Annotated in this window: 22 protein-coding genes; 21 read left to right on the forward strand and 1 reads right to left on the reverse strand. The window is 52.3% G+C overall.

The window, feature by feature from the left end; all coding sequences use genetic code 11:
• Positions 1 to 6 precede the first annotated feature (6 nt).
• The 14 genes from mnmE to CBR65_RS13960 all read left to right on the forward strand — a co-directional run bounded on the left by mnmE (position 7) and on the right by CBR65_RS13960 (position 14,039).
• Positions 7 to 1,368: a tRNA uridine-5-carboxymethylaminomethyl(34) synthesis GTPase MnmE gene (mnmE, locus tag CBR65_RS13895; RefSeq protein WP_087467414.1), complete on the forward strand. Its 1,362-nt coding sequence runs from the start codon at positions 7 to 9 to the stop codon at positions 1,366 to 1,368.
• 600 nt (positions 1,369 to 1,968) lie between these two features.
• Positions 1,969 to 3,879, forward strand: coding sequence for a tRNA uridine-5-carboxymethylaminomethyl(34) synthesis enzyme MnmG (gene mnmG / locus CBR65_RS13900; RefSeq protein ID WP_087467415.1), 1,911 nt, complete (start codon positions 1,969 to 1,971; stop codon positions 3,877 to 3,879).
• Between the two features lie 182 nt (positions 3,880 to 4,061).
• Positions 4,062 to 4,721 carry a 16S rRNA (guanine(527)-N(7))-methyltransferase RsmG gene (gene rsmG, locus CBR65_RS13905; RefSeq protein WP_087469074.1) on the forward strand — a complete coding sequence of 220 codons (660 nt, stop codon included), beginning with the start codon at positions 4,062 to 4,064 and terminating at the stop codon, positions 4,719 to 4,721.
• A gap of 113 nt (positions 4,722 to 4,834) precedes the next feature.
• Positions 4,835 to 5,650, forward strand: a complete 816-nt coding sequence (locus CBR65_RS13910; RefSeq protein ID WP_087467416.1) for a ParA family protein — start codon at positions 4,835 to 4,837, stop codon at positions 5,648 to 5,650.
• Between the two features lie 50 nt (positions 5,651 to 5,700).
• Entirely contained in the window at positions 5,701 to 6,618 is a 918-nt protein-coding gene (locus CBR65_RS13915; protein WP_087467417.1) for a ParB/RepB/Spo0J family partition protein, read from the forward strand.
• Between the two features lie 245 nt (positions 6,619 to 6,863).
• Positions 6,864 to 7,199, forward strand: a complete 336-nt coding sequence (locus CBR65_RS13920; protein ID WP_087467418.1) for an ATP synthase subunit I — start codon at positions 6,864 to 6,866, stop codon at positions 7,197 to 7,199.
• A gap of 36 nt (positions 7,200 to 7,235) precedes the next feature.
• Positions 7,236 to 8,180, forward strand: a complete 945-nt coding sequence (gene atpB / locus CBR65_RS13925) for a F0F1 ATP synthase subunit A (RefSeq protein WP_087467419.1) — start codon at positions 7,236 to 7,238, stop codon at positions 8,178 to 8,180.
• Between the two features lie 59 nt (positions 8,181 to 8,239).
• Positions 8,240 to 8,476, forward strand: coding sequence for a F0F1 ATP synthase subunit C (gene atpE / locus CBR65_RS13930; RefSeq protein WP_087467420.1), 237 nt, complete (start codon positions 8,240 to 8,242; stop codon positions 8,474 to 8,476).
• A 96-nt stretch (positions 8,477 to 8,572) separates the two neighbouring features.
• The gene (locus CBR65_RS13935; RefSeq protein WP_087467421.1) at positions 8,573 to 9,043 is read left to right on the forward strand and encodes a F0F1 ATP synthase subunit B; all 471 of its coding nucleotides are present in this window, start codon (positions 8,573 to 8,575) and stop codon (positions 9,041 to 9,043) included.
• Between the two features lie 12 nt (positions 9,044 to 9,055).
• A complete protein-coding gene (locus CBR65_RS13940; protein ID WP_087467422.1) occupies positions 9,056 to 9,592 on the forward strand; it encodes a F0F1 ATP synthase subunit delta in 537 nt (178 codons plus the stop codon).
• 16 nt (positions 9,593 to 9,608) lie between these two features.
• Positions 9,609 to 11,153: a F0F1 ATP synthase subunit alpha gene (gene atpA, locus CBR65_RS13945; protein WP_087467423.1), complete on the forward strand. Its 1,545-nt coding sequence runs from the start codon at positions 9,609 to 9,611 to the stop codon at positions 11,151 to 11,153.
• Between the two features lie 67 nt (positions 11,154 to 11,220).
• Entirely contained in the window at positions 11,221 to 12,087 is an 867-nt protein-coding gene (gene atpG, locus CBR65_RS13950; protein WP_087467424.1) for a F0F1 ATP synthase subunit gamma, read from the forward strand.
• A gap of 79 nt (positions 12,088 to 12,166) precedes the next feature.
• Positions 12,167 to 13,546, forward strand: coding sequence for a F0F1 ATP synthase subunit beta (gene atpD / locus CBR65_RS13955; RefSeq protein WP_087467425.1), 1,380 nt, complete (start codon positions 12,167 to 12,169; stop codon positions 13,544 to 13,546).
• 67 nt (positions 13,547 to 13,613) lie between these two features.
• The gene (locus CBR65_RS13960; protein WP_087467426.1) at positions 13,614 to 14,039 is read left to right on the forward strand and encodes a F0F1 ATP synthase subunit epsilon; all 426 of its coding nucleotides are present in this window, start codon (positions 13,614 to 13,616) and stop codon (positions 14,037 to 14,039) included.
• Between the two features lie 89 nt (positions 14,040 to 14,128).
• Here the strand turns inward: CBR65_RS13960 and CBR65_RS13965 are convergent, their stop codons facing one another.
• Positions 14,129 to 15,184 (reverse strand): glycoside hydrolase family 43 protein, encoded by a 1,056-nt coding sequence (locus CBR65_RS13965; RefSeq protein WP_087469075.1) that lies wholly within the window; start codon positions 15,182 to 15,184, stop codon positions 14,129 to 14,131.
• Positions 15,185 to 15,365: 181 nt separating this feature from the next.
• Between CBR65_RS13965 and glmU the strand changes: the two genes are divergently transcribed.
• From glmU to CBR65_RS14000, 7 genes are all read left to right on the forward strand, one after another.
• Positions 15,366 to 16,727 (forward strand): bifunctional UDP-N-acetylglucosamine diphosphorylase/glucosamine-1-phosphate N-acetyltransferase GlmU, encoded by a 1,362-nt coding sequence (gene glmU / locus CBR65_RS13970; protein ID WP_087467427.1) that lies wholly within the window; start codon positions 15,366 to 15,368, stop codon positions 16,725 to 16,727.
• A 194-nt stretch (positions 16,728 to 16,921) separates the two neighbouring features.
• Entirely contained in the window at positions 16,922 to 18,943 is a 2,022-nt protein-coding gene (locus CBR65_RS13975) for a glycoside hydrolase family 9 protein (protein ID WP_087467428.1), read from the forward strand.
• Between the two features lie 218 nt (positions 18,944 to 19,161).
• A complete protein-coding gene (locus tag CBR65_RS13980) occupies positions 19,162 to 19,944 on the forward strand; it encodes a DeoR/GlpR family DNA-binding transcription regulator (protein WP_087467429.1) in 783 nt (260 codons plus the stop codon).
• 144 nt (positions 19,945 to 20,088) lie between these two features.
• Positions 20,089 to 21,921 carry a glutamine--fructose-6-phosphate transaminase (isomerizing) gene (glmS, locus tag CBR65_RS13985; RefSeq protein ID WP_087467430.1) on the forward strand — a complete coding sequence of 611 codons (1,833 nt, stop codon included), beginning with the start codon at positions 20,089 to 20,091 and terminating at the stop codon, positions 21,919 to 21,921.
• Between the two features lie 652 nt (positions 21,922 to 22,573).
• Positions 22,574 to 23,167, forward strand: a complete 594-nt coding sequence (locus tag CBR65_RS13990; protein WP_087467431.1) for a hypothetical protein — start codon at positions 22,574 to 22,576, stop codon at positions 23,165 to 23,167.
• Between the two features lie 100 nt (positions 23,168 to 23,267).
• On the forward strand, positions 23,268 to 23,576 hold the full coding sequence (locus CBR65_RS22510) for a di-heme-cytochrome C peroxidase (protein ID WP_255377181.1): 309 nt from the start codon (positions 23,268 to 23,270) through the stop codon (positions 23,574 to 23,576).
• Between the two features lie 117 nt (positions 23,577 to 23,693).
• A complete protein-coding gene (locus CBR65_RS14000; protein ID WP_087467433.1) occupies positions 23,694 to 25,778 on the forward strand; it encodes a TonB-dependent siderophore receptor in 2,085 nt (694 codons plus the stop codon).
• The last annotated feature ends 27 nt before the right edge of the window (positions 25,779 to 25,805 follow it).

The raw sequence follows: 25,805 nt of genomic DNA on the forward strand, positions 1-25,805 counted from the left end.
CTTATCGTGAATCCCAATACCGACACTATTGCCGCCATCGCCACCGCCACCGGGCGCGGTGGTGTCGGTATCCTGCGGGTCTCAGGCCCTAAAGCCCGCATAGTGGCGGATGCATTACTCAAGCAACCCTTGCAACCGCGCCATGCGCACTATTGCAGCTTCCACACTCAAGCTGGCGAAGTCCTCGACCAGGGTATTGCGTTGTTTTTCCCCGGTCCCCATTCCTTCACCGGCGAAGATGTCCTCGAACTGCAGGGCCACGGTGGCCCGGTTATCCTGGACTTACTGCTGCGCGAAATTACCCGACTGGGTGTACGACTTGCGCGTCCCGGCGAATTCTCGGAGCGCGCCTTCCTCAATGACAAACTGGACCTCGCCCAAGCCGAAGCCATCGCTGACCTGATTGATGCCACTACCGAACAGGCCGCTCGCAATGCCCTACATTCTTTGCAGGGTGCCTTCTCAGTGAAGATCAATGAACTGGTGGAAGCGCTGATCCAGTTACGCATCTATGTTGAAGCGGCTATCGATTTTCCCGAAGAGGAGATCGATTTCCTGAGCGACGGCCACGTTGCAAAAGAATTTGCACACATAGAGCAGCGTCTTGAAGCGGTATTTCGCGAAGCCAAACAAGGCGTCTTGATGCGTGACGGCATGCGGGTGGTGATTGCCGGTCGTCCCAATGCCGGTAAATCCAGCTTGTTAAATGCCTTGAGCGGACGGGACAGCGCCATTGTCACCAGCATCGAAGGCACTACTCGCGATGTGTTGCGCGAACATATCCACATTGACGGCATGCCGCTGCATATCATCGATACCGCCGGATTACGCGACAGTCCCGATGAAGTCGAACAGATCGGTATCCAGCGCGCCTGGCAGGAGATCCGCCAGGCTGACCGTATCCTCTTATTAGTCGATGCGCGCAGCAGTGACGAGCAACAACCGGAGATCCTCTGGCCGGAATTTGTTTCCCAGCTGCCGGACCCGGACAAGCTGACTCTGGTACGCAACAAGATCGATTTAACCAACGAGGCCTGTGGATTCCTTAATAAAGAACACAGTGCTATAGGCATCAGTGCCGCTACCGGAGCCGGGATCGATATCCTCAAGCAACACCTTAAAGACATCATGGGTTATCAACAGACCGGTGAAGGCGGCTTCACCGCCCGTCGACGCCATCTGGATGCACTGGAACGTGCCCAGATCTATCTCAATGCCGGCAAAGCCCAGCTTCATGGCTATGCTGCGGGCGAATTATTCGCCGAGGATCTACGCCAGGCTCAGAACGCACTGAGTGAAATTACGGGTCAATTTACCTCTGATGATCTCCTCGGCCGTATCTTCAGCAGTTTCTGCATCGGCAAATAAACACCCCATCCACGTCAATAACGAGCAAAAACCTTCCCCTGCGAGTAACCTTTTCCTCGTTATTAACCCTGATTCCACCAGCAGTTACACAAGTTATCCACATTTATTCACAGGTTTATTCAATAAACTTCTGTTTTCCTTCATATTTTGATCCAGCTATCTGCGTTATGTGGGTAAGTCTGTTGGCTTGTGGGCTTAAAAACTGCCAATAGTTTTGGGGATAACCTGAAAAATCAGCTCTGGCTGTATAACTAACACTTTTACCACCAGCTTTGCGGCAGCTTTCTGCCAGCTTATGAGGATCTTTCCCTTGGACTTATTATTAAACTAATTTATTGAAATTAAAGGATATTTTTGTCTTATCCACAGAATGCCGGTCTCATATTAGTAGTAACAGCATTTATCCTTTCATTAAATAACTCTATATATTTTTAATTAATAAATTTTCCACTGTTGTAACGTGAAGAACTAAAAACATTGAAACTAAAAATAGTTTGCGCAAGTTTTGTACAAGTGAGCGCGCCGCTCTATAATGGCGCCCCTTTTGAATTTGCCTGATCCCCTTTTTCCAACCGGCTGACTTGTGAGGCCTTTAAAACCATGATCTTTCCTGAACGTTTTGATGTCATCGTAATTGGCGGCGGCCACGCAGGGACCGAGGCTTGCCTGGCGGCGGCGCGGATGGGTAGTAAAACCCTGTTGTTGACCCACAATATCGAGACCTTGGGGCAGATGTCGTGTAATCCGGCTATTGGCGGTATCGGAAAAAGCCATCTGGTGAAAGAAATCGATGCCCTGGGCGGTGCGATGGCGTTGGCCACCGACAAAGGCGGCATCCAGTTTCGGGTACTCAACGCTCGTAAAGGCCCGGCCGTGCGGGCTACCCGTGCCCAGGCTGACCGGATTCTTTACAAAGCAGCGGTTCGCCACATGCTGGAAAACCAGCCTAACCTGTGGATCTTCCAGCAAGCCGCCGATGACCTGATCGTGGAAAATGATCAGGTACGTGGTGTGGTGACACAGATGGGATTAAAGTTTTACGCCAGTTCGGTGGTGTTGACCGCCGGCACTTTTCTCGGTGGTTTGATCCATATCGGTTTGCAAAATCATTCCGGTGGTCGTGCCGGTGATCCACCGTCCATTGCACTTTCCAAACGTCTGCGCGAGTTGCCTTTGCGCGTTGATCGCTTGAAAACCGGTACACCGCCGCGTATTGATGCGCGTACCGTTAATTTTGATGGTCTGGAAAAACAATGGGGCGATGAGCCACGCCCGGTGATGTCAGTGCGCGGCAATCGCGCGATGCACCCGGAGCAAATGTGTTGCTGGATCACCCACACCAACGAAAAAACCCACGAGATTATTCGCGGCGGTCTGGATCGTTCGCCGATGTACTCCGGCGTCATCGAAGGCATCGGTCCACGCTACTGTCCATCCATCGAAGACAAGATTCACCGCTTCGCGGATAAAGACTCTCACCAGGTATTTATCGAGCCGGAGGGTTTAACCACCCACGAACTGTATCCCAATGGTATTTCGACCAGCCTGCCGTTTGATGTGCAGATGAGCCTGGTGCGATCCATCAAAGGTTTTGAAAACGCGCATATCGTTCGCCCCGGCTACGCGATTGAATACGACTTTTTTAATCCACAGGATTTGAAACACAGTCTTGAAACCAAAGTCATTGGCGGATTGTTTTTTGCTGGCCAGATTAACGGCACCACGGGCTACGAAGAAGCGGGCGCCCAAGGCTTGCTCGCCGGTTTAAATGCATCGCTGCGCGCGCAGGACAAAGACACCTGGTGTCCGCGTCGCGATGAAGCCTATCTCGGTGTATTGGTTGACGACCTGATTACCCTCGGTACCAAAGAACCCTATCGCATGTTCACCAGCCGCGCGGAATACCGGTTGATGCTGCGCGAAGACAATGCCGATTTACGGCTCACAGAAAAAGGGCGCGAACTGGGATTAGTCGGCGAAGAACAGTGGCGCGCCTTCTGCGAAAAACGCGAAGCCATCGCGCGCGAACAGGAACGCCTGAAAGCCACCTGGATTCAAGCCGGATCACCTGAAGCCGAAAAAATCGAAGCGAAAGTGCAGACGAAATTATTACGCGAATACAATCTTTACGACTTATTAAAACGTCCGGAACTGGAATATGCAGATCTTGCCGATTTAAAAGGCGAAGGCGTTGCTGATGAGTTTGTGGCGGAACAAATTGAAATCGAGGCGAAGTACTCAGGTTACATTGATCGCCAGCAGGAAGAGATCGAGCGCATGCGCGCGTATGAAAACACCTTGATTCCGACGGATTTTGATTTTACCCAAGTGGAAGGTTTGTCCAACGAGGTAAAACAAAAACTCGCCAACGCCAAACCGGAAACTCTTGCACGGGCTTCACGAATTTCCGGCGTAACCCCGGCAGCGATTTCACAACTCATGATGTACATGAAAAAACGTGGCTTGTTAAAAAAAGCAAAATCAGCCGAGAGTCTTGAACAAGCTTCTTGATAAATTGCGAAAAAGAAAATTTTAATTTCAGAGTTTTAGCTCTGAGAGACGGATTCCATAGTGACTTCCGAGACACGCCGTGAATACATCCCTGTAGGCTCAGCACCCGCATCCATGCGGGTGATGGTCTCGGAAGTCACTATGGAATCCTCGCGAACATCTTTCCTTACGAGTATTTGGTTTTGACTGATCTACAAAAAAAACTACAACAACAATTGATTGATGGTGCTGATCAATTGTCTGTGTCATTAAATGAAACGCAGATAGAAAAATTACTGGCTTACCTCAACGAATTTGATAAATGGAACAAGGCTTACAATCTTTCAGCCATTCGTAATATTGAACAAATGGTTGCACGGCATATTCTGGATAGCTTGAGTGTGGTGCCCTACTTTCAGCAGTCGACCTATTCCCATCTTGAAAATATTATCGATGTAGGAACTGGCGGAGGTTTGCCGGGTATTCCCCTAGCCATCATGTTTCCCGAAAAACGGTTTACCTTGCTCGACAGTAACGGTAAAAAAACCCGCTTTTTATTTCACGTAAAAACCTTACTCGATTTGGATAACGTCACCGTGGAAAACCGTCGTGTTGAACAATTTCAGCCGACCGAAAAATTCCAGGTGGTGATCAGCCGCGCCTTTGCCAGTTTGCAGGATATGACCGAAGGTTGTATCCATCTGCTGGCGGACGAAGGTATCTTTATGGCGATGAAGGGCCTGTATCCCGATGATGAACTGCTGCCGTTGCAAGGCAAGGTCAGCCTTGAGGCGAGTTATCCACTCAATGTCCCCGAAACGGACGGGGAACGACACTTGCTGATTCTCAAACCCGTCGACTAAGCCTTGGCAACCTCTGGTTGCGGTGGTAAAAATCCCATCTTCCCGGTTGCCCTGAAAAAATAACTGCCACACAATAGCCCGCTGTCTCATCCGGGCCCGTTAAGGAACATCACTTGACCAAGATATACGCTGTAGCCAACCAAAAAGGCGGAGTAGGTAAAACCACTACCTGCGTCAATCTGGCCGCTTCGCTGGTGGCAACCAAAAAGCGTGTCCTGCTGGTGGATCTCGATCCGCAAGGTAATGCCACCATGGGCAGTGGTATCGACAAAGATGATGTTGAGCGCAGTGTCTATGATGTACTGACCCAGCGCGCGGCAGCGGTCGACTGTATCCTCACCTCGGAAAGTGGCGGCTATCAGGTGTTGCCTGCCAACAGCGATCTTACGGCGGCGGAAGTGGAGATGCTTTCCCTGGCGAACAAAGAGCGCCTGCTGCAACAGGGTTTGCAACAGATTCGCGAACAATACGATTACGTCATCATCGATTGTCCGCCGTCGCTGAACATGTTGACGGTGAATGCACTGACGGCCTGCGATGGCGTCATCATTGCCATGCAGTGTGAGTATTACGCCCTTGAGGGTTTGTCGGCCCTGGTCAATACCATCAACCAGATTCAGCAATTGCTAAACCCGCAATTGAAGATCGAAGGCTTACTGCGCACCATGTACGATCCGCGCAACAGTTTGACCAATGATGTTTCGGCCCAATTGACCCAGCATTTTGGCGATCGCGTTTATCGCACCTGCATCCCGCGCAATGTCCGCCTTGCGGAAGCGCCCAGTTTCGGTCAACCCGTGCTGGCGTTCGATCGGGTATCCAAGGGTGCGATTGCTTACCTGGCTCTGGCCGGGGAAATCATTCGCCGCAACGATCCCAATTACAAACCCTCAGAATTCGTCGCTGCGGCGGAAGACCCGATTCACTAGGATTCAAGCCCGCTCCGAATAGCGGAGCTCAGAACACAGGCTCGCAAGATATGTCGTCAAAACGCAAAGGTTTAGGTAAGGGACTGGATGCACTCCTGAGTGCCGGGTTGGGAATGTCACCGCCACAGGTTGCCACCACATCTCCCACCGGAGAAACCGTTTCAACAGCTGAACAGTTACCCGCTGATGGCAAACTGGCGCATATTCCCGTGGAATTTTGTCAGCGCGGTAAATATCAGCCGCGTCGCGACATGCACCCGGAACAACTAGAAGAACTGGCGGAATCCATCAAAGCCCAAGGCGTGATGCAGCCGATTGTGGTGCGGCAGATAGGTCCGGATAAGTACGAAATTATTGCCGGCGAACGGCGCTGGCGCGCTACTCAATTGGCCGGACTGGACAAGATTCCAGCGGTAATCCGCGATGTGCCCGACGAAGCGGCAATCGCTATGGCGCTGATCGAAAATATCCAGCGCGAAGACCTCAACCCTATCGAAGAGGCGGTTGCGCTCAAGCGTCTGCAGGATGAATTTGAATTAACGCACCAGGAAGTGGCACAAGCGGTGGGTAAGTCGCGCACGACAGTGACCAACCTGTTGCGCTTGATTGCCCTGACTGATGAAGTCAAAACCCTGCTGGAACACGGCGACCTGGAGATGGGTCACGCCCGCGCGCTCTTGACGCTGGATGCACCAGACCAACGCGATATCGGCCGGCAGATCGTGGCGAAGGGCTTATCGGTTCGCCAAACGGAAACCCTGGTACGCAACTTTCAGGAAAATAAACACAAGGACAAGATCAAGGCGCCAGCTGCACCCTCCGCTGATATTCGGCGCCTGCAAGAACAATTGTCCGATACGCTGGGCGCGGGTGTGGAGATCCAGCATACGGCCAAAGGCAAAGGCAAACTGGTGATTAACTACAACACCCTTGATGAACTGGATGGCATTCTCGCCCATATCAAGTGAGATAGTGGATTTAGTAAGTTATTTAACGTAGAGAGCCACGGGCGCGGCGGATTTAAACTTGCTGCGCCTATTTAATGTCCCTATAATGCGGCGGCCCAATCAGGTAGCACAAAGGTTGCACCAACTTGGGCTGTTAGTTGATAAGAAGCGGCAAAAACGTCGAAGAATTGAGAAAAACAAAGCCTGAGATAGGTCGACTCCGTCCAAGCACCATAGCCAGACCACCAGTTGTGCAGCGATTGTTTATGTTGTGGCTGGCGGCGGTTGTACTGGCAGTGGCGGTAATGCCGATAGATTCCAAATGGGGTCTATCACTTTTATGGGGTTTTTCGGTTTGCTTGTTACCTGCCATCTGCTTCTCCTGGTATTCGTTTAAATACCGGGGCGCACGTGCGGCTGTAACAGCGGTAAGTGCATTTTACCGCGCCGAGGCTATAAAGTTTTTTCTCACGGCATTGCTGTTTGCTGCGGTTTTCCATCGCGCAGACAAGGTCAATCTGCTCGTATTCTTCCTCGCGTTCATCGCCGCACAGATTTTTTCGTGGTTGCTTACAGCCCTGACGCTGAAGCAGCCCCGTTGATCCATATTCATCCAACTTGCAACGTGAGAATTAACCATGGCAGCGGAAGGGCACGCCCCCACTACGACTGAATATATCCTGCACCACTTGACCAACTGGACCTATGGCAAGTTGCCCGCAGGCACTTATTGCGATGGCACTCGGGTACAGGAAACCACCAGTTGGGTGGTTGCACATTGTTCCGAAGAAATGAAAGCCATGGGTTTCAATGCGATCCACCTGGATTCTATGGCCTGGTCTATCGGTCTGGGTTTGATCTTCGTCACCCTGTTCCGGTGGGCGGCCAAAAAAGCCCACGCCGGTGTGCCCACCGGTTTCCTCAACTTTGTTGAGATGATCATCGAATTTATCGACAAGACCGTGAAAGACGGTTTCCAACATAAAAATCCCTTCATCGCTCCTCTTGCTTTGACTATCTTCGTCTGGATATTCCTGATGAACCTGATGGACCTGGTGCCGGTGGACTGGCTGCCGGAGTTGGCGATGTGGATCACGGGCGACCGTCACTTCTACTTCAAGGTCGTACCGACGACCGATGTGAATATCACCATGGCCATGGGTTTCACCGTATTCGCTCTGATGATTGGCTTCAGTATTGCCAAAAAAGGCCTGATCGGCTTTATCAAGGAATTAACTTTCCACCCTTTCCACCCGTCTTTCCACGGCATCGGTATCATCTTTGCGCCGCTGTTGATCGTGATTAACTTCACCCTCGAAACCATCGCCTTGATCGCCAAGCCGATTTCGCTTGGCCTGCGGTTGTTCGGCAACATGTACGCCGGTGAAATGATCTTCATCCTGATTGCCACCATGTTCGGTGCCGGCTTGTTGATCGGTATCTTCGGGGGCTTCCTGCAATGGGGTTGGGCCGTATTCCACATCCTGGTGATCACGCTGCAAGCATTTGTATTCATGGTATTGACCATCGTGTACATGGCTATGGCACACAATGTGGAAGAAGAAGACCAGTTTACGCATTAATTTTTTCATTCACTGTTTAGCTTTATTTTTTAACTTTTGACCATTTGAGGAGAAACACCATGGGTTTAGCTCTGATCGCTGTTGCACTGTTGATTGGTTTGGGTGCGTTGGGTACCGCTATTGGCTTCGCTATTTTGGGCGGTAAGTTGTTGGAAGGTTCTGCGCGTCAGCCGGAATTGGCGCCGATGCTGCAAGGCAAAATGTTCCTGATCGCCGGTCTGCTCGACGCTGTTCCAATGATCGGTGTAGGTATCGCGATGTACGTTCTGTTCGTTGTTGTGCCAACTCTGGCTTAATTTGAAACGCTTGTGCTTTTAACAGAAATTTTTTGAGGGTTTCTCTCGAAGGTTTCTACCAACAGCCAAAAGCTTTCCACAACAGGGGTTATCGGCGTGAACATTAATTTGACCTTAATCGGACAGTCCATCACGTTTTTATTCTTCGTGCTTTTCTGCATGAAGTTCGTGTGGCCGTTCATCACCGCTGCGATGGCCGAACGCCAGAAGTTAATCGCAGACGGCCTTGCTGCCGCAGATCGTGCGAGCAAGGATCTCGAGTTAGCCCAGGAAAAAGCCACCCACACCCTGCGCGACGCCAAGCAAGAAGCTGCTGCCATCCTTGAATCCGCCAACAAACGCGCTACGCAAATTGTTGAGGAAGCCAAAGAACAGGCACGCGCTGAAGCTGATCGCATCAAAGCTGCCGCCGAGGCAGAAGTTGAGCAGGAAGTGAATCGCGCGAAAGAAAAACTGCGCTCACAAGTCGCCGTTCTGGCGCTGGCCGGTGCCGAGAAAGTCTTGCAAGCTTCAGTCAATGAAGCCACACACAAGACCATGCTCGACAAACTGGCTGCCAGTCTATAAGCGAGGTGAACCGTGGCTGAACTGACTACACTCGCCCGGCCATACGCGAAAGCCGCGTTTCAGTACGCGCTGGAAGCGAAGGACCTGGCAGGCTGGGGCAAGCAATTGGCAACACTTGCTGCCGTCAGCCGTTATGGCGTAATGCAGAAAAAGGTCGCATCGCCGTCATTGTCTGCTCAGCAACAAGCACAGCTGTTGATCGATGCATGTGGTGACGAGTTAAGCGCACCCGTGCGTAATTTCATTGTGTTATTGGCGCAAAACAAGCGCCTGCTGTTGCTGCCGGAGATCTATCAATTATTTGATGCTCTCAAGACTGCACAAGAGCAAGCAATCGACGTTGAATTGACCACCGCCATCGCCCTGGACGATGCGAGTCAAGCCAATCTTGCAGAAGCACTGAGTAGCAAGTTGGCGCGCAAGGTAAATGTCCAGACGGTTGTCGACCAGCATTTGCTGGCAGGCGTAATTATCAAAGCAGGTGATTTGGTCATCGACGGCTCGATGCGCGGTCGGTTAGAGAAACTCGCCAAAGCAATCAATTCGTAGGATTGAGGAATAGAGCATGCAGCAGCTGAATCCATCCGAGATTAGCGAAATAATCAAGCAGCGCATCGACCAGCTCGATGTGTCTTCTGAAGCCCGTAATGTGGGCACCGTAGTATCTGTATCCGACGGTATCGTCCGTATTCACGGCTTGATGGACGTGATGTACGGTGAAATGATCGAGTTCGACGGCGGTCGTTTCGGTATGGCCCTGAACCTGGAGCGCGACTCTGTCGGTGCGGTAATCCTGGGTGACTATATCGGCATCGCCGAGGGCCAAACCTGTAAATGTACTGGCCGTATCCTTGAAGTGCCGGTTGGTCCGGAGCTGGAAGGTCGCGTAATCGATGCACTGGGTAACCCTATCGACGGTAAAGGCCCTGTCAACGCCAAGTTGACTGACGCCATCGAAAAAGTTGCACCCGGCGTAATCTGGCGTAAGTCGGTCGACCAACCGGTGCAAATCGGTTTGAAAGCCATCGACGCCATGGTGCCGATTGGTCGTGGTCAGCGTGAGCTGATCATTGGTGACCGTCAGATCGGTAAGACCGCTATCGCGATCGACGCCATTATCAACCAGAAAGATTCCGGCATTAAATGTATTTATGTCGCTATCGGCCAAAAAGCCTCTTCTATTGCTGCCGTTGTGCGCAAACTGGAAGAGCACGGCGCTATGGAGCACACCGTAGTGGTAGCGGCTACGGCCTCTGACCCGGCGGCGATGCAATTCCTGGCTCCTTTTGCCGGTTGCACCATTGGTGAGTACTACCGCGACCGCGGTCAGGATGCGTTGATCATTTATGACGACCTGACCAAACAAGCTTGGGCTTACCGTCAAATCTCCCTGTTGTTACGTCGTCCGCCAGGCCGTGAAGCCTACCCTGGTGACGTATTCTATTTGCACTCCCGTCTGCTGGAGCGCGCTTCGCGTGTGAGCGAAGCTTGGGTGGAGAAATTCACCAAGGGCGAAGTAACCGGCAAAACCGGTTCCTTGACGGCGCTGCCAATGATTGAAACCCAGGCGGGTGACGTGTCGGCGTTCGTTCCGACCAACGTGATTTCGATCACCGATGGTCAGATCTTCCTGGAAGCCTCCATGTTTAACTCCGGTATCCGTCCGGCGATGAACGCCGGTATTTCGGTATCGCGGGTAGGTGGTGCGGCGCAAACCAAGGTCATCAAGAAGTTGTCCGGTGGTATCCGTACCGCTCTGGCACAGTACCGTGAATTGGCCGCCTTCTCCCAGTTTGCCTCTGATCTGGATGAAGCGACCAAGTCACAGCTGGATCACGGCCAACGCGTGACAGAACTCATGAAGCAGAAGCAATTCTCGCCCATGAGCATCGCGCAGATGGCATTGGTTCTGTATGCGGCCAACGAAGGTCACCTGAAAGATGTGCCGGTAAACAAGGTGCTGGATTTTGAAGCTGCCATCCTCTCTTACGCTAACAGTGAATACGCCGATGTGATGAAGACCATCAACACCACCGGCGACTGGAACGCGGAACTGGAAGGCAAATTCAAAGAACTGATCACCAAGTTCAAGGCGAGCCAAACCTGGTAAGACATTGCAGGCCCGCGATTATGCGGGCCTTTCCATGTCGTAACGCACATCTTGAGGGCCTTTGAGAATGGCAGGCACAAAAGAAATACGGACCCAGATGCTCAGCATCAAGAGCACGCAAAAGATTACCAGCGCGATGGAAATGGTCGCCGCCAGTAAGATGCGCCGTGCTCAGGAGCGGATGCAGTTGGGTAAGCCTTACGCCAAGCGTATGCGTGAGGTGATCGGGCATCTGGCCAACGCCAATCCCGAGTACAAGCACAGTTTTATGCAACAGCGCGACGTTAAACGCGTCGGTTTTATCCTGGTATCCAGTGACCGCGGTCTCTGCGGCGGCTTGAACATTAACGTGTTCAAAACCGCTATCAGAAATATGAAACCCTGGTCGGATCAGGGCGTGGATATCGATCTTTGCCTGATTGGTGCAAAAGCCTCGGCATTCTTTAAAAGCTTTGGTGGCAATGTGGTTGCCGCTACCCGCGACCTGGGTGAAGCACCCAGCGTGGCCGACCTGATCGGTAGCGTTAAAGTGATGCTCGACGCATACGCCGACGGCAAGATTGATCGTCTCTTTCTGGTGAGTAACGAATTCGTCAACACCATGACCCAGAGCCCTACCCTGCGTCAGTTATTGCCGCTGGAACCGGAAGAAAACAAAAAGCTGAAACACCATTGGGATTACATCTACGAGCCCAACGCCGAAGTGTTACTCGACGGCCTCTTGACTCGCTACATCGAATCCCAGGTGTATCAAGCGGTAGTGGAAAATGCGGCGGCTGAACAAGCTGCGCGCATGATCGCCATGAAAAGCGCCACTGATAACGCCGGTGAGCTGATCGATAGCCTCAAGTTGATCTACAACAAGGCCCGTCAATCAGCGATTACCCAGGAGTTGTCCGAGATCGTGGGTGGCGCAGCGGCGGTCGCTTCCTAAGCTGATGCAACAATTTTGAGTTTAAACCTTCAGGTCCGCGCTAACAGATTAGCCAGCCTGAGATGAAGAGGAACCGGAAATGAGTAGCGGACGTATCGTACAAATCATCGGTGCCGTTATCGACGTGGAATTCCCGCGCGATGCCGTGCCCCAAATTTATGATGCACTGAAGGTCACCGAAGGCGACTTGACGCTGGAAGTACAACAACAATTGGGCGACGGCGTAGTGCGCACTATTGCACTGGGCTCCTCAGAGGGTCTGCGTCGTGGTCTGGCTGTTTCCAACACCAATGAGCCCATCAAAGTACCCGTCGGTAAAGAAACCCTCGGTCGCATCATGGACGTATTGGGCAACCCCATTGATGAAGCAGGTCCCATCGGCGAGCAAGAGCGCATGCAGATTCACCGCAAGGCGCCCGCTTACGAAGAACTGGCTGCATCCAATGACTTGCTGGAAACCGGTATTAAAGTTATCGACCTGGTATGTCCTTTCGCCAAGGGCGGTAAAGTTGGTCTGTTCGGTGGTGCGGGTGTAGGTAAAACCGTCAACATGATGGAACTGATCAACAACATCGCCAAAGAGCACAGCGGTCTGTCGGTATTCGCCGGTGTGGGTGAGCGTACTCGTGAAGGTAACGACTTCTACCACGAAATGACCGACTCCAAGGTTGTGGATAAAGTAGCGATGGTATACGGCCAGATGAACGAGCCACCAGGCAACCGTTTGCGCGTAGCCTTGACCGGTTTGACCATGGCTGAAAAATTCCGTGACGAAGGAAAAGATGTTCTGTTGTTTGTGGACAACATCTACCGTTACACCCTAGCCGGTACGGAAGTATCTGCACTGTTGGGCCGTATGCCTTCAGCGGTAGGTTACCAGCCGACCCTGGCGGAAGAGATGGGCGTTCTGCAAGAGCGTATTACCTCAACCAAAACCGGTTCTATCACCTCGGTACAAGCCGTATACGTACCCGCGGATGACTTGACCGACCCGTCACCGGCCACCACCTTTGCGCACTTGGACTCAACCGTAGTACTGAGCCGTGACATCGCTGCAAAAGGTATTTACCCGGCAATTGACCCGCTGGATTCAACCTCACGTCAGTTGGACCCGCTGATCATCGGTCAGGAACACTACGAAACCGCGCGCGGCGTGCAAACCGTACTGCAACGTTTCAAAGAGCTGAAAGACATTATCGCGATCCTGGGTATGGATGAATTGTCAGAAGAAGACAAACAAACCGTAGCCCGCGCGCGTAAGATCGAGCGCTTCCTGTCCCAGCCATTCCACGTCGCAGAAGTATTTACCGGTTCACCGGGCAAATACGTGCCGCTGAAAGAAACCATTCGCGGTTTCAGAGGCATCCTTGCCGGTGAGTACGATCACCTGCCAGAGCAGGCGTTCTACATGGTTGGTTCTATCGATGAAGTGGTCGAGAAAGCTGCCAAACTGAAATAATGACCATACCCGGTAGCGCCTCTTATTAAGAGCCTGCCGGGTTGTTCTCAGCATGAGAGACAGAGACATGGCTATGACTGTTCAATGCGATATCGTCAGTGCAGAGCGCGAGATTTTCTCCGGTCTGGTCGAGATGGTAGTGGCCAACGGTTCGCTGGGTGATCTGGGTATTAACTACGGCCACGCGCCCTTGTTAACTGGCCTTGAGCCAGGCCCGGTGCGCATCAAGAAGCAAGGTGGCGAGGAAGAGATCTTCTACGTCTCCGGTGGCTATCTTGAAGTGCAGCCTTACCATGTGACGGTGCTGGCTGATACCGCCCTGCGCGCCGGTGACATGGACGAAGCGGCAGCGCAACAAGCCAAAGAGCACGCTGCGCAACAACTGGCAAATCAATCGGGTGAAGTGGATTATTCCCGCGCGGCTATCCAGTTGGCAGAAGCCTCTGCCCAGTTACGCACATTGCAATCGATTCGTAAGAAACTCGGTAAATAAACACAACTCTTGTGTGGATTCACCAAACTAAAAAAGGGTAGCTCAGGCTACCCTTTTTACTTTCCTGCACCGCAGCGATTTCAGAGCTTCTATAAAGGCACCGGTGCAACCCCTTCGTTGGTCATCACGACCGGTTTGATGGAACCATCTTCATTGAAATACAAGTGCTCAATCGCCATCAGCCGATGGTTGCCGTCATTAGTGTCCAAAGGGCGGCGATGGTAAACAATGTACCAATTATCTGTACCCGGAATATTCACCACGGAATGATGGCCGGCGCCCTTGGCGATCCTGGTATCCTGTTGCAGGATTTTGCCGATGCGCTTGAACGGCCCCAGCGGCGATGAAGCCATGGCGTAGGCCACGCTGTAATCCGGCCCCGTCCACTCTCCTTCGGACCACATCAGATAATACATCCCCTTGCGTTTCACCATAAACGAGCCTTCAACATAGTCTTCACTCGGTGTGATGTCTTTGTAGAACTCGCCATCAGCAAAGGGCTCCAGGCTGAGTAAATCCTTACTTAGCTTGACGACATTGCAGCGCTTCCAGCCACCGTAATAGAGGTAGAACTGGCCATCGTCGTCCTTGAATACCATCTGATCGATGGGCTGCGCGCCCTTGTGAATCTGGCCGATCAGCGGTTTGCCCAAGGCATCGCGATAAGGGCCTTCGGGTTTATCGGCGACCGCCACACCGATGCCGCCGAGCTGTTCGTTGTCCAGGATATTGTTGGCGCTGAAGAACAGGTAGTACTTACCGTTAGCCGCGATCGCGGAGGGCGCCCAGACGGCATAGGCAGCCCAACTTACATCCTTGATATCCAATACCCGATGATGTCTGGTCCAGTTGACGAGGTCCGGGGAAGAAAAGGCATCGAGAAACGTCTGTTTCAGGAACGGCGACCAGATACCAGGCTGGTTGCGTTGTTCGCGCTGGCTTTCGCTCAGGGTGACCGGTAGGTCGGGCGTGGTTTCGCCGGCAGAATAAGTTGGATAAATCCAGAACTGGTCGTTGAAGATCCGTATCTCCGGATCGGCATACCAACCCGGATCAATGGGATTGGCAGCAAGGCTCTGAGCACCGTATTGGCTACCGACGAGCAGACACAAAACCTTGATAAAAGATGTCAGGAACCTATTCATAATGTCACCCGGTAATTGATGACATTGATAGTGTTTGTGCCTCGCAGTGAAGTCAAAATATTTAACAAAGCTTATGACATATCCGTAACCGCCGGCTTGTCGTAACGGCAGCATCAACGGTCATAAACCGTTAGAATGTGCACCGATTTATCCCATCCACATCCACCGAAAAGGAATCATCATGCTCGATATTCTTGTTCTCGCCGCCGGTAAAGGCACACGCATGCGCTCTGATTTACCCAAAGTCCTGCACCCTGTGGGCGGCAAAGCGTTGGTGCAGCATGTGGTGGATACCGCGCGCCAGGTGGGAAGTGAGCGCATCCTGATTATCACTGGCCATGGTGCGGAAAAGGTGGAAGAGAAGATGGCCGCACCGGATGTGAGCTTCATCTTGCAGGCCCAACAACTGGGGACCGGTCACGCGGTACAACAGGCCCTGCCGCAACTGCGCGACGAGGCTACCGTCCTGATCCTGTACGGTGACGTTCCTTTGACGCGCGCTGAAACCCTGCAAAAACTGATCGCCCATGTGAACGATCATCAAATGGGATTATTGACCGTCAACCTCCCCGACCCCACCGGTTACGGGCGTATCTTGCGTGACGGCGATGGTGCGGTGAGCGCGATCGTCGAACACAAAGATGCCACTGACGCGCAACGCCAGATCAACGAAATCAATACCGGCATCATGGCGGTGAAGGCAAAGCATCTACAACAATGGTTGCCGCAACTGACCAATAACAATGCGCAAGGCGAATATTATCTGACGGACATCATCGCTCTCGCCCGCCAGAACGGTGTGGCGATCCAGGTTGAACAGCCCAACGCTATCGAAGAAGTGGAAGGCATCAACAATCGTCAGCAACAGGCCGCACTGGAACGTTTCTATCAAAAACAAAAAGCCAACGAACTCATGGTTGCTGGAGTGACGTTATTGGACCCGGCGCGGTTTGACTGCCGTGGCACTATTGAGGTTGGCCGCGATGTCGTGATCGACATCAACTGTGTGTTTGAAGGCGAGGTCGTGCTCGGCGACGGCGTTACCATCGAACCCAACTGCGTGATCATCAACAGCCGCATCGGCAATAACACGCATATCAAAGCCAATAGCCACATTGAAGATACGGTCACTGCAGGCGACTGCGATATTGGACCTTTTGCCCGTCTGCGCCCCGGCACGCAATTGGCGCAGGGCGCGAAGATCGGCAACTTTGTCGAAACCAAAAAGGCCGTGATCGGTGAAGGCAGCAAAGTGAATCACCTGAGTTATATCGGTGATACCACCATCGGGAAAAAAGCCAACATCGGCGCGGGCACCATCACCTGTAATTACGATGGCGTGAACAAATTCAAAACCGAGATTGGTGACAACGCCTTTATCGGCTCCAACTCGGCCCTGGTCGCGCCGGTCAAGGTCGGCGCCAATGCGACCGTCGGGGCCGGCTCGATTATCACCAAGGATGTTGCGGATGAAGAGTTGGCCATTGCACGCGGCAAGCAGCGCAATATTCAGGGCTGGGAGCGGCCGAAGAAGAAATCCTGATGCTTGCCGTGGGAATTGAAATTTACGATATGCACTGAAATCGAAACGACGTTTTTATGCATAAAAAATCCTGGGCAGGTCACCCTGCCCAGGATGTAAAGAATCAAAATAATGCGATGCATTAGCTGTTAGTCAAGTGTGAAACCGGTATCATCAGCGCCATCTATCCAACAATAATAACGAGGCCCCGGTTTATGAATAACTATAAACTCACGTTGATCCTGCTGTTTGGCGGACTTATTTCAGCTTGCGGTGGTGGCGGAAGCGACTCCCCCGATCCCACTCCCAATCCCTCCAGTTCCAGTGCCGCGAATTCGAGTGAAGCATCCAGTTCGGTTAGCTCGGCAACAAGCAGTGAAGCTTCCAGCTCTTCCGCTGCCACAATTCCTACAACGGTCAGCTCATTTATTGTGGTGGACCAATTCGGATATTTACCCTCAGCGGAAAAAGTTGCGGTTATCCGTGATCCTCAAACTGGTTACGACGCCGCCGAAAGTTTTGTCCCCGGTGCCACCTATAACGTAGTCAATATGGATACCGGAGCAATCGTGTATAGCGGCGCTGTACAGATGTGGAATGCAGGAGCTACGCATACGACTTCCGGTGATAAAGCCTGGTGGTTCGATTTCAGTTCGATCATCGCGCAAGGCAACTATGCTGTTGTGGATGCGGAGAATAATGTTCGGTCAGCGGGTTTTAAAATTCATGCGGACGTTTATAAACCCGTTTTGAAACACGCCGTGCGCACCTTCTTTTATCAACGTGCAGGTTTTTCCAAACAGGAGCCTTACGCTGAAGCTGGATGGACTGACACGGCCAGTCATATCGGTGCAGGTCAGGATACAAATGCGCGCTTGTACAACGATACCGGCAATGCTGCAACAGAGCGGGATTTATCCGGCGGTTGGTACGATGCCGGTGACTACAACAAGTACACCAACTGGCATGCGGATTACTTGATCGTTCTGCTTCACGCCTACCTGGAAAACCCGACGATATGGACTGACGACTTTAATATTCCCGAGTCTGGTAATGGTATTCCAGATTTAATCGATGAAATTAAATGGGGTTTCGACTGGCTGATCAAGATGCAAGAAGACAATGGCTCAGTGCTGTCGGTGATGGGTTTATCCCATGCCAGTCCACCGTCCAGCGCGAACGGTCCAAGTTTGTACGGCCCAGCAAGTACCTCTGCAACTCTCACCAGTGCTTCAGCTCTTGCGATGGGAAGCAAAGTTCTCGGATCATTAGGTATTGCATCGCTTAATACTTATGCAGAAGATCTTGGCAATCGTGCGGAAGAAGCCTGGGCCTGGGCGAATGCCAATCCAAACGTAACCTTCTCCAACAATGTGTCAGAAAATGGCTCGCTGGGCCTGGCCGCCGGCCAACAGGAAGTTGATGACGCCGGTCGCGCCGCCAAAAAACTTGCCGCCGCTATCTACCTGTTTGCCGCTACCGGCAATACCAGCTATCGCGATTTTGTAGATACACAATACAACGCTGCTCCTATCGATTGGGTATCCCCCTGGAACGAGCCGCAACTGACCAACTTCCTTTATTACGCCTCACTACCCAACGCTACTTCGTCGGTTGCCAACAGCATCAAAACCAACTACGCGACAGCGATGAATACTGATGAAAACTGGGGCGCTGTGCGCAATAACGCCGACGCTTATCTCGCTTTCCTTGGCGACGGTAATTTCACTTGGGGCAGCAATCGCACCATGTCCCGCAAAGGCACCACCTTTTATAACTTGCTGAGCTTTGACCTCGGCGATGCGGACGAAGCAGAAGTGCGCAACGCGGCGCTTGGCTACATCAACTACATCCATGGCGTAAATCCCCAGGCCATGACCTACCTCTCCAATATGGGCAGCGTCGGCGCGCACAGTTCGGTGAATGAGTTCTACCATTCCTGGTTCGCCAACGGCAGCGATTTATGGGACAGAGTTGGTGAGTCCGTTTACGGCCCGGCGCCCGGCTTTTTGGTTGGCGGGCCGAACCCGAATTACGATTGGGACGGCAACTGCACCTCGCCTAATCCCAACCCCGGTTGTGGCACCGCCGCACCAACGCCACCCAAAGGCCAACCGCCAATGAAGTCCTACCTCGACTTCAACACCAGCTGGCCGCTCAATTCCTGGCAGGTCACCGAAAACCACAACGACTATCAAGTCGCCTACATCCGCCTGCTCTCCAAGTTCGTGCAGTAACCCCAAGGCCCGGTTCAACCGGGCCTCTTTCTTCCATGTAGGTCGGATTAGCCAAAGGCGTAATCCGACAATGCCCTTCATAAGCATATCGCGTCGGCTTACGCTGTACTAAGCCGACCTACGGGAGCGGCGGTGTCCGGCGTTTCCCACTTGCATAAAAGTTTCGAAGGCGTAGAATGCCTTTCGTTTCGAAACTTACGGCACGGAGCCGCCCGCAAATGACCAAACGCAATACCCAGCAGCGCCGTCGCGCCATCATTGATTTGCTCAACAGCGAAGGCGAAGTCAGCGTTGAAGCGCTGGCAGCGCGCTTTGAGACGTCTGAAGTTACTATCCGTAAAGATCTGTCCGCCCTTGAAAGTAATGGCTTACTTCTGCGTCGCTATGGCGGTGCGGTTCCTGTGCCGCAAGAACTTATTGCCGACCCTTCTATCGAAAAAGTTTCGGTTCGTAAGCAGACACTGGCCAAAGCCGCCGCTGAACTCATCCGCGATCACAACCGCATCATCCTCGACAGTGGCAGCACAACTACGGCTGCCCTGCTGCCGGAGTTGTCCCACAAGCAAGGCCTGGTGGTGATGACCAACTCCCTCAGTGTCGCCAACGCCCTGCGCGAGCTGGAAAACGAACCCACGATCCTGATGACCGGCGGTACCTGGGACCCGAAATCCGAAGGCTTTCAAGGCCAACTAGCGGAACAGATTCTGCGTTCCTACAACTTTGATCAATTTTTTATCGGCGCCGACGGGCTGGACCTGGAGCGCGGCACCACCACCTTCAACGAACTCTACAGCCTTAGCCGCGTGATGGCCGAGGTCGCGCGCGAAGTGATCGTCATGGCCGAATCCGACAAGATCGGCCGCAAGATACACAACCTGGAATTACCCTGGTCGGCGGTTAGTGTGCTCGTCACTGACGACGGCATCAGCCCCGTTGCCAAAAAACACATCGAACAACACGGCGTACAAGTCATTTGCACCGCAACCCGTAGGTCGGATTAGCGCAGCGTAATCCGACAGAAAACCAAACAAAAAAACAACAGCGTCATCAGACGCACGAGCCAAAAAAATCCGGCACAGCACCGGCTCTCCCACGCAGGAGAGAACCAACAACTGAACAGCAACAAACAATCATTGGAGAACAACATGTGTGGAATTGTCGGCGCGGTAGCGCAAAGGGATGTGGTGGATATTCTGGTGGAAGGATTACGTCGCCTCGAATATCGCGGCTATGACTCAGCCGGTGTGGCGGTGATCAACAACAACGGCGAACTGCAACGCCTGCGCCGCCTTGGCAAAGTAAAAGAATTGGCAGACGCTGTAGCCGCCAGCCCAACGCCCGGCGGTACTGGCATCGCACATACCCGCTGGGCCACCCACGGCGAGCCGAGCGAACGCAATGCCCACCCGCACGTTTCACCGGATAACATCGCGGTGGTGCATAACGGCATCATCGAAAATCACGCGCGTCTGCGCAGTGAATTGCAAGCGCAGGGTTACATCTTTAATTCCGATACCGACACCGAAGTTATCGCGCACTTGGTGCACCGCGAATTAAAAACCGCCAGTTCTTTACTCGACGCCGTACAGCGTACGGTTAAACAATTGGACGGTGCTTATGGCACGGTACTGATGGACCGCAGCGACAGTTCGCGTTTGGTTGTTGCGCGCTCCGGCAGCCCCTTGGTTATTGGTCTGGGCATCGGTGAAAACTTTATCGCGTCCGATCAACTGGCGTTGCTGCCGGTCACTCGCCGGTTTATTTTTCTTGAAGAAGGTGACGTTGCAGAAATCACCCGACAAACCATCAGTATCTTTGACAAAGACGGCAATCCCGTGGAGCGTCAGGCCCACGAATCGACGGCCAGTTACGACGCGGGCGATAAAGGCCAATATCGCCACTTCATGCTGAAAGAAATTCACGAGCAACCGCAAGCGGTGATGAACACGCTTGAGGGCCGTTTAAGCAACGCCAGCGTGCTTGACGAAACTTTCGGTAACGGCGCGGCGGAATTATTCAAAAAAGTAAAACACATCCAGATCGTCGCCTGCGGCACCAGCTATCACTCCGCCATGGTCGCGCGCTATTGGCTGGAATCCCTTGCAGGCATTTCCTGCAACGTCGAAATCGCCAGCGAATTTCGCTATCGCAAATCGTTTGTGCAACCCAACAGTTTGATCGTCACCATCAGCCAATCCGGCGAAACCGCTGACACACTCGCGGCTTTGCGTTTGGCAAAAGAATTGGGTTACCTCGGCAGCCTGACGATTTGTAACGTTGCCGGCTCGTCGCTGGTACGCGAATCCGACCTCGCGTTTATGACACGCGCCGGAGCCGAAATAGGCGTAGCCTCTACCAAAGCGTTTACCACGCAATTGGTTGGTTTGGCGATGCTGGTGTTAGCTGTGGGTAAATACAATGGTTTAACCGCCGAACAACAAGCCGACATGGTTGCCGCGCTAAAAAGCCTGCCAGCCAAACTCGAAGAATCCCTCGCGTTGGCCAATCGCATCGAAGCCCTCGCCGAGGAATTTGCGGATAAACACCACGCGTTATTTTTAGGTCGCGGCGATCAATACCCCATCGCAATGGAAGGCGCGTTAAAGCTAAAAGAAATTTCATATATTCATGCCGAAGCCTACGCCGCCGGCGAATTAAAACACGGCCCGCTCGCATTAATCGACGCGCAGATGCCCATCATCGTCGTCGCGCCGAATAATGATTTGCTGGAAAAATTAAAGTCCAACGTCGAAGAAGTCCGCGCCCGCGGCGGTATCCTTTACGTGTTCGCCGATGTGGATGCGCACTTTGAATCGGATGACACCATGCGCGTAATCAACGTGCCTCACGCCCACCCCTGGCTCGCGCCGATTCTCTACACCCTGCCCTTGCAGTTGCTGAGTTATTACGTGGCGATTATCAAGGGAACGGATGTGGATCAGCCGAGGAATTTGGCGAAGAGTGTGACGGTGGAGTGAGGAGGGTTTCTTGAGAAAAGATTGTTGTCGATTTTAAATAATTAGTGATACGTTAAAATAAATGCCGATACTTTAAAATAATTGGTGATACTAACCCAGCCGTGATCAACATTAAGCCACTGCTGGGTTTTAAGAGCTGGCGACTCAAGGGACTTACTACCTCGATTGGCTTCGCGGTGAGCTCCGGGCATTCGAATTTGTTCCCCAACGACTGAAGCAGCTTATCGAATCAATTTAAAATGCGATTGAAGGATTCGTCTCCATTAGGCGCTATACCGTGCGTACTTACAGCAGTTTGTGATAGCGGTACAAAAGCCGTCATCTACAGGGGCGGTTCTTAATCTGGACGGTATTAAAGCCGCACAAAAAAACTGCATGCTGCCTCAGCAGTAACCCCGAAGTTAGGAATCCACGAGCGAGGAAACCCTCAGAAGGGGGCTGTGTACTCAATGCAGTCCGGGCAATTGACGCCATAGTCTCGATCTCGGCTGTCGCGGTCACGGCTCCCACCAGAGGATGATAAAAGAGTTGGTGATGATTCCGAGGCAGCCGAAATTTACGCAACAGACCCAAAGTCTAAAGATCCGCCTGTTCTTTGCGAAATGAAAATGGTAGCGTTGTTTAGAGTAAATCACGAGAGGGAGAATCTAGCATGACGACAGGATTGGCATTGGTAGAGGCAATTTCAAAAAATAAATCTTTACAAGAACTTGCTGATTGCGGTTCGGTACCAGCCGAGATCGGCAGAGCGGTCTACACGAAATACCAAACGGATCGCGACGACATATCGATTACGTTGAAGGAGTCAGAAGAGGAAATTAGAAATGCCATAGCAAACGCAATAGCACTGCCGGAAAATCTGAATCGAATAGGAACGGCGGTCTGGCACTTTCAAACCCTTCCTGGCTGTCATCACTTTGTAGCGATTCCATGGCAAACCCAAGAAGGAACACCGACGTGGGTGTACTCGATATTCATGGCGTACGTAAACATGTATACCTTGGGCGATTACATTAATGGTAAGAATCCAGCTCCAAGTCTCCCTCCTGCTGGAAATGGATTCCGGACGTACTGGACTCAAGCTGAGTTCGAGACAATGCTGTTGGATCTCCTGAGGCATGGTGATTCGTGGCAGCGGTACTTTGGCAAAGTTGAGACACGAAAAGCACTTAGTATCAAAATCAATAAATACCCGTTTATACGTCTAGATATCGCAATACAGCGCGTGAAGACGTTCGTAAAATAATCCCGCAAGACTAGGTGTCAGCATCCAAGTATTCAGTTTCCGCCAATGCCCCGCCCTCCAAAAATGGGGCAGAACACTCGATAGATAAAGATTAAAGGGGCTGGTATATAAAGCGCGTCCTCTCAATGGCATCTGGGCGACAGCGCCTTATTTACACAACGGCTCCGTGCCTAACTTGTGGGAATTGCTGCAGAAGCCTGAAAAACGGGTCGTCAGGTTTTGGGTTGGAAGTCGAAAATTTGACCCTGTCAATGTTGGTTTCGTTACCACGGAAGGTCTCAATGAGTTCCAGGTATTGACTCCCGCCGGTGCAATCCAGGCCGGCAACTCCAACCGCGGCCATGAGGCGGGAACAGATCTTTCGGATGACGAGAAAAGACAACTGATTGAGTATATGAAGACGCTTTGAGTGCGTTTATGATGCCCCAATAAAAATGAGATTGATTAGCATTTGCGTTAATGGTTAAATGCGCCAATTTCAACGCTCCGGCTATTCCGCCGGGTTCAGCAGCATTGGGGAGTTGTTATGCATACATTTATTCGCAGCGTTTTGGCTCTGTCAGTGGCAGGCGCTATGTGGGGCGGTAGTGCCTTTGCCCAGACCAGTCAGCAACCGGGCAGCAAAGGTGAAATTGAGACTATCCATATTTACGGCGAGGCCGATAAAACCAGAACGGCCACCAAGCTGAGCCTGACGGTGCTGGAAACGCCCCAGGTGGTGTCAGTGATTTCCCGGGACCAGATCGACGACTTTTCTCTGCTGGAGATCAACGCCGTGTTGGCCCAGGTTCCCGGTGTGACGGTGGAGCAGGTGGAAACCGGTCGTACTTATTACACGGCGCGCGGTTTTGACATTGTTAACTTTCAATACGACGGCGTGGGTGTTCCTTTCTCTTACGGTTTAGGCCACGGCCATGACGACACCGCTATGTACGAGCAGGTGGAAGTCGTCAAAGGCGCGACCGGTTTGATTACCGGGTTGGCTAACCCTTCGGCGACCATTAACTATTTGCGCAAACGTCCCACTGAAGACCTGCAAGCCTCAGCGACAGCCGCCGCCGGAAGCTGGAATCAATACCGCGTGGACGGGGATATTTCCGGGCCAATTATTGCGGACAAACTCAATGGTCGTTTAGTGGTGGTCAAGCAGGATGGGGATTCCTATCTGGATCGTTACGGCAAAGAGCTGGATGTCGTGTACGGGATTGTCAGTGGCGGCATCACCGATACCACGCGCTTTACCCTGGGACACAGTCTCAATGACAGCCACAGCGATGCTAATTCATCCGGCGCCTTGCCGGTGTTCTACAGCGATGGCTCCCTGACGGATTACGATGTGTCCACCAACACCGCGCCGGGTTGGGCCTATCAGGATGTAGAACAAACCCGCACCTTCGTCGAACTGGAACAGGACTTGAGCGAGAACTGGATGGCAAAGGCCATCTTCACCCGCAATGACCTGGACAGTGAGTGGACCTCGCTCTATTTGTCGGGTGCTCCCGACCCGATCACCGAAGAAGGTTTGTTAGCGCACGCGAGTCTTTATCAGGCAGCGGACAAAGAAGAAATTGTGGACCTCTTTATCAGCGGTTCTTTTTCGCTGTGGGGCCAGGAGCACGAGTTGGTAGCCGGCTTTAACATGGCGGACATCAAACTGACCGGGCGCTCCATCTACACCGACGAATGGAATTACGATCCCGTGGATGCTGATTGGGCCGAGGGAAATACACCGCTGCCAGAATTCGATGTCTACGATGCAACAACGCAATCCACCGACATCGATCAAAAACAGGATTCCTTTTACCTTTCCACACGCTTGAGTTTGACCGATGCGCTGTCCGTTCTGCTGGGCGCCCGCACCGTTGATATTGAACAAGACGGCATCAGTTACGGTGCACCCCAAATTGCGTCCGACAAAGAAACCGTTCCCTATGCGGGCGTCACTTACGAAGTGCTTCCGGGCACTATGATCTATGCCAGCTACAGCGAAGTGTTTAATCCGCAAACCTGGGTCGATGCTGACCTTTTGCCATTGGGCGCGGTGCGCGGAGAAAGTTCGGAGGTCGGTTTCAAGCAGGAAGTCTTTGCGGGGAATGCGGTTCTTACCCTGGCATTGTTTGAGTCCAGCCAGGAAAATTTCGGTGAATGGGTAACTCGCGATACCGAATCCGGTTTGAATATTTATCGGGGCGTTGGATTTGAAAGCGATGGTTTTGAAGTGGAACTCGCTGGCGAAATATTTTCTGGCCTGAATATCAGTGGCGGTTATACACAAGTCGAGGTCGACGATGACAACGGCAATGACACGCGTCGCTTTATTCCGACCCAACAATTCAAACTGGCCTCGGCCTACAACCTGTCATCAATCTCAGGCTTGCGTGTAGGTGCGAGTATTAATTGGCAAAATGAAATTTATTACGGTGATACCGAGGTGCAAGGCGGTTATGCCTTGGTGGATATCTTTGCTCGATACACGTTGACCAAAAACCTGACGGTCGCGTTGAACGTTAACAACATCGGCGATGAAAAATACCGTTTGAGTCCGCAGTGGGGGCAAGCCAACTTCGGTGCTCCGCGTAATCTGATTGGCTCTGTTACCTGGCGCTATTGATTAAAGGATTACCGATGTGCGTGGATG

This window comes from Cellvibrio sp. PSBB006 (assembly GCF_002162135.1).
Taxonomy (GTDB): Bacteria; Pseudomonadota; Gammaproteobacteria; order Pseudomonadales; family Cellvibrionaceae; genus Cellvibrio.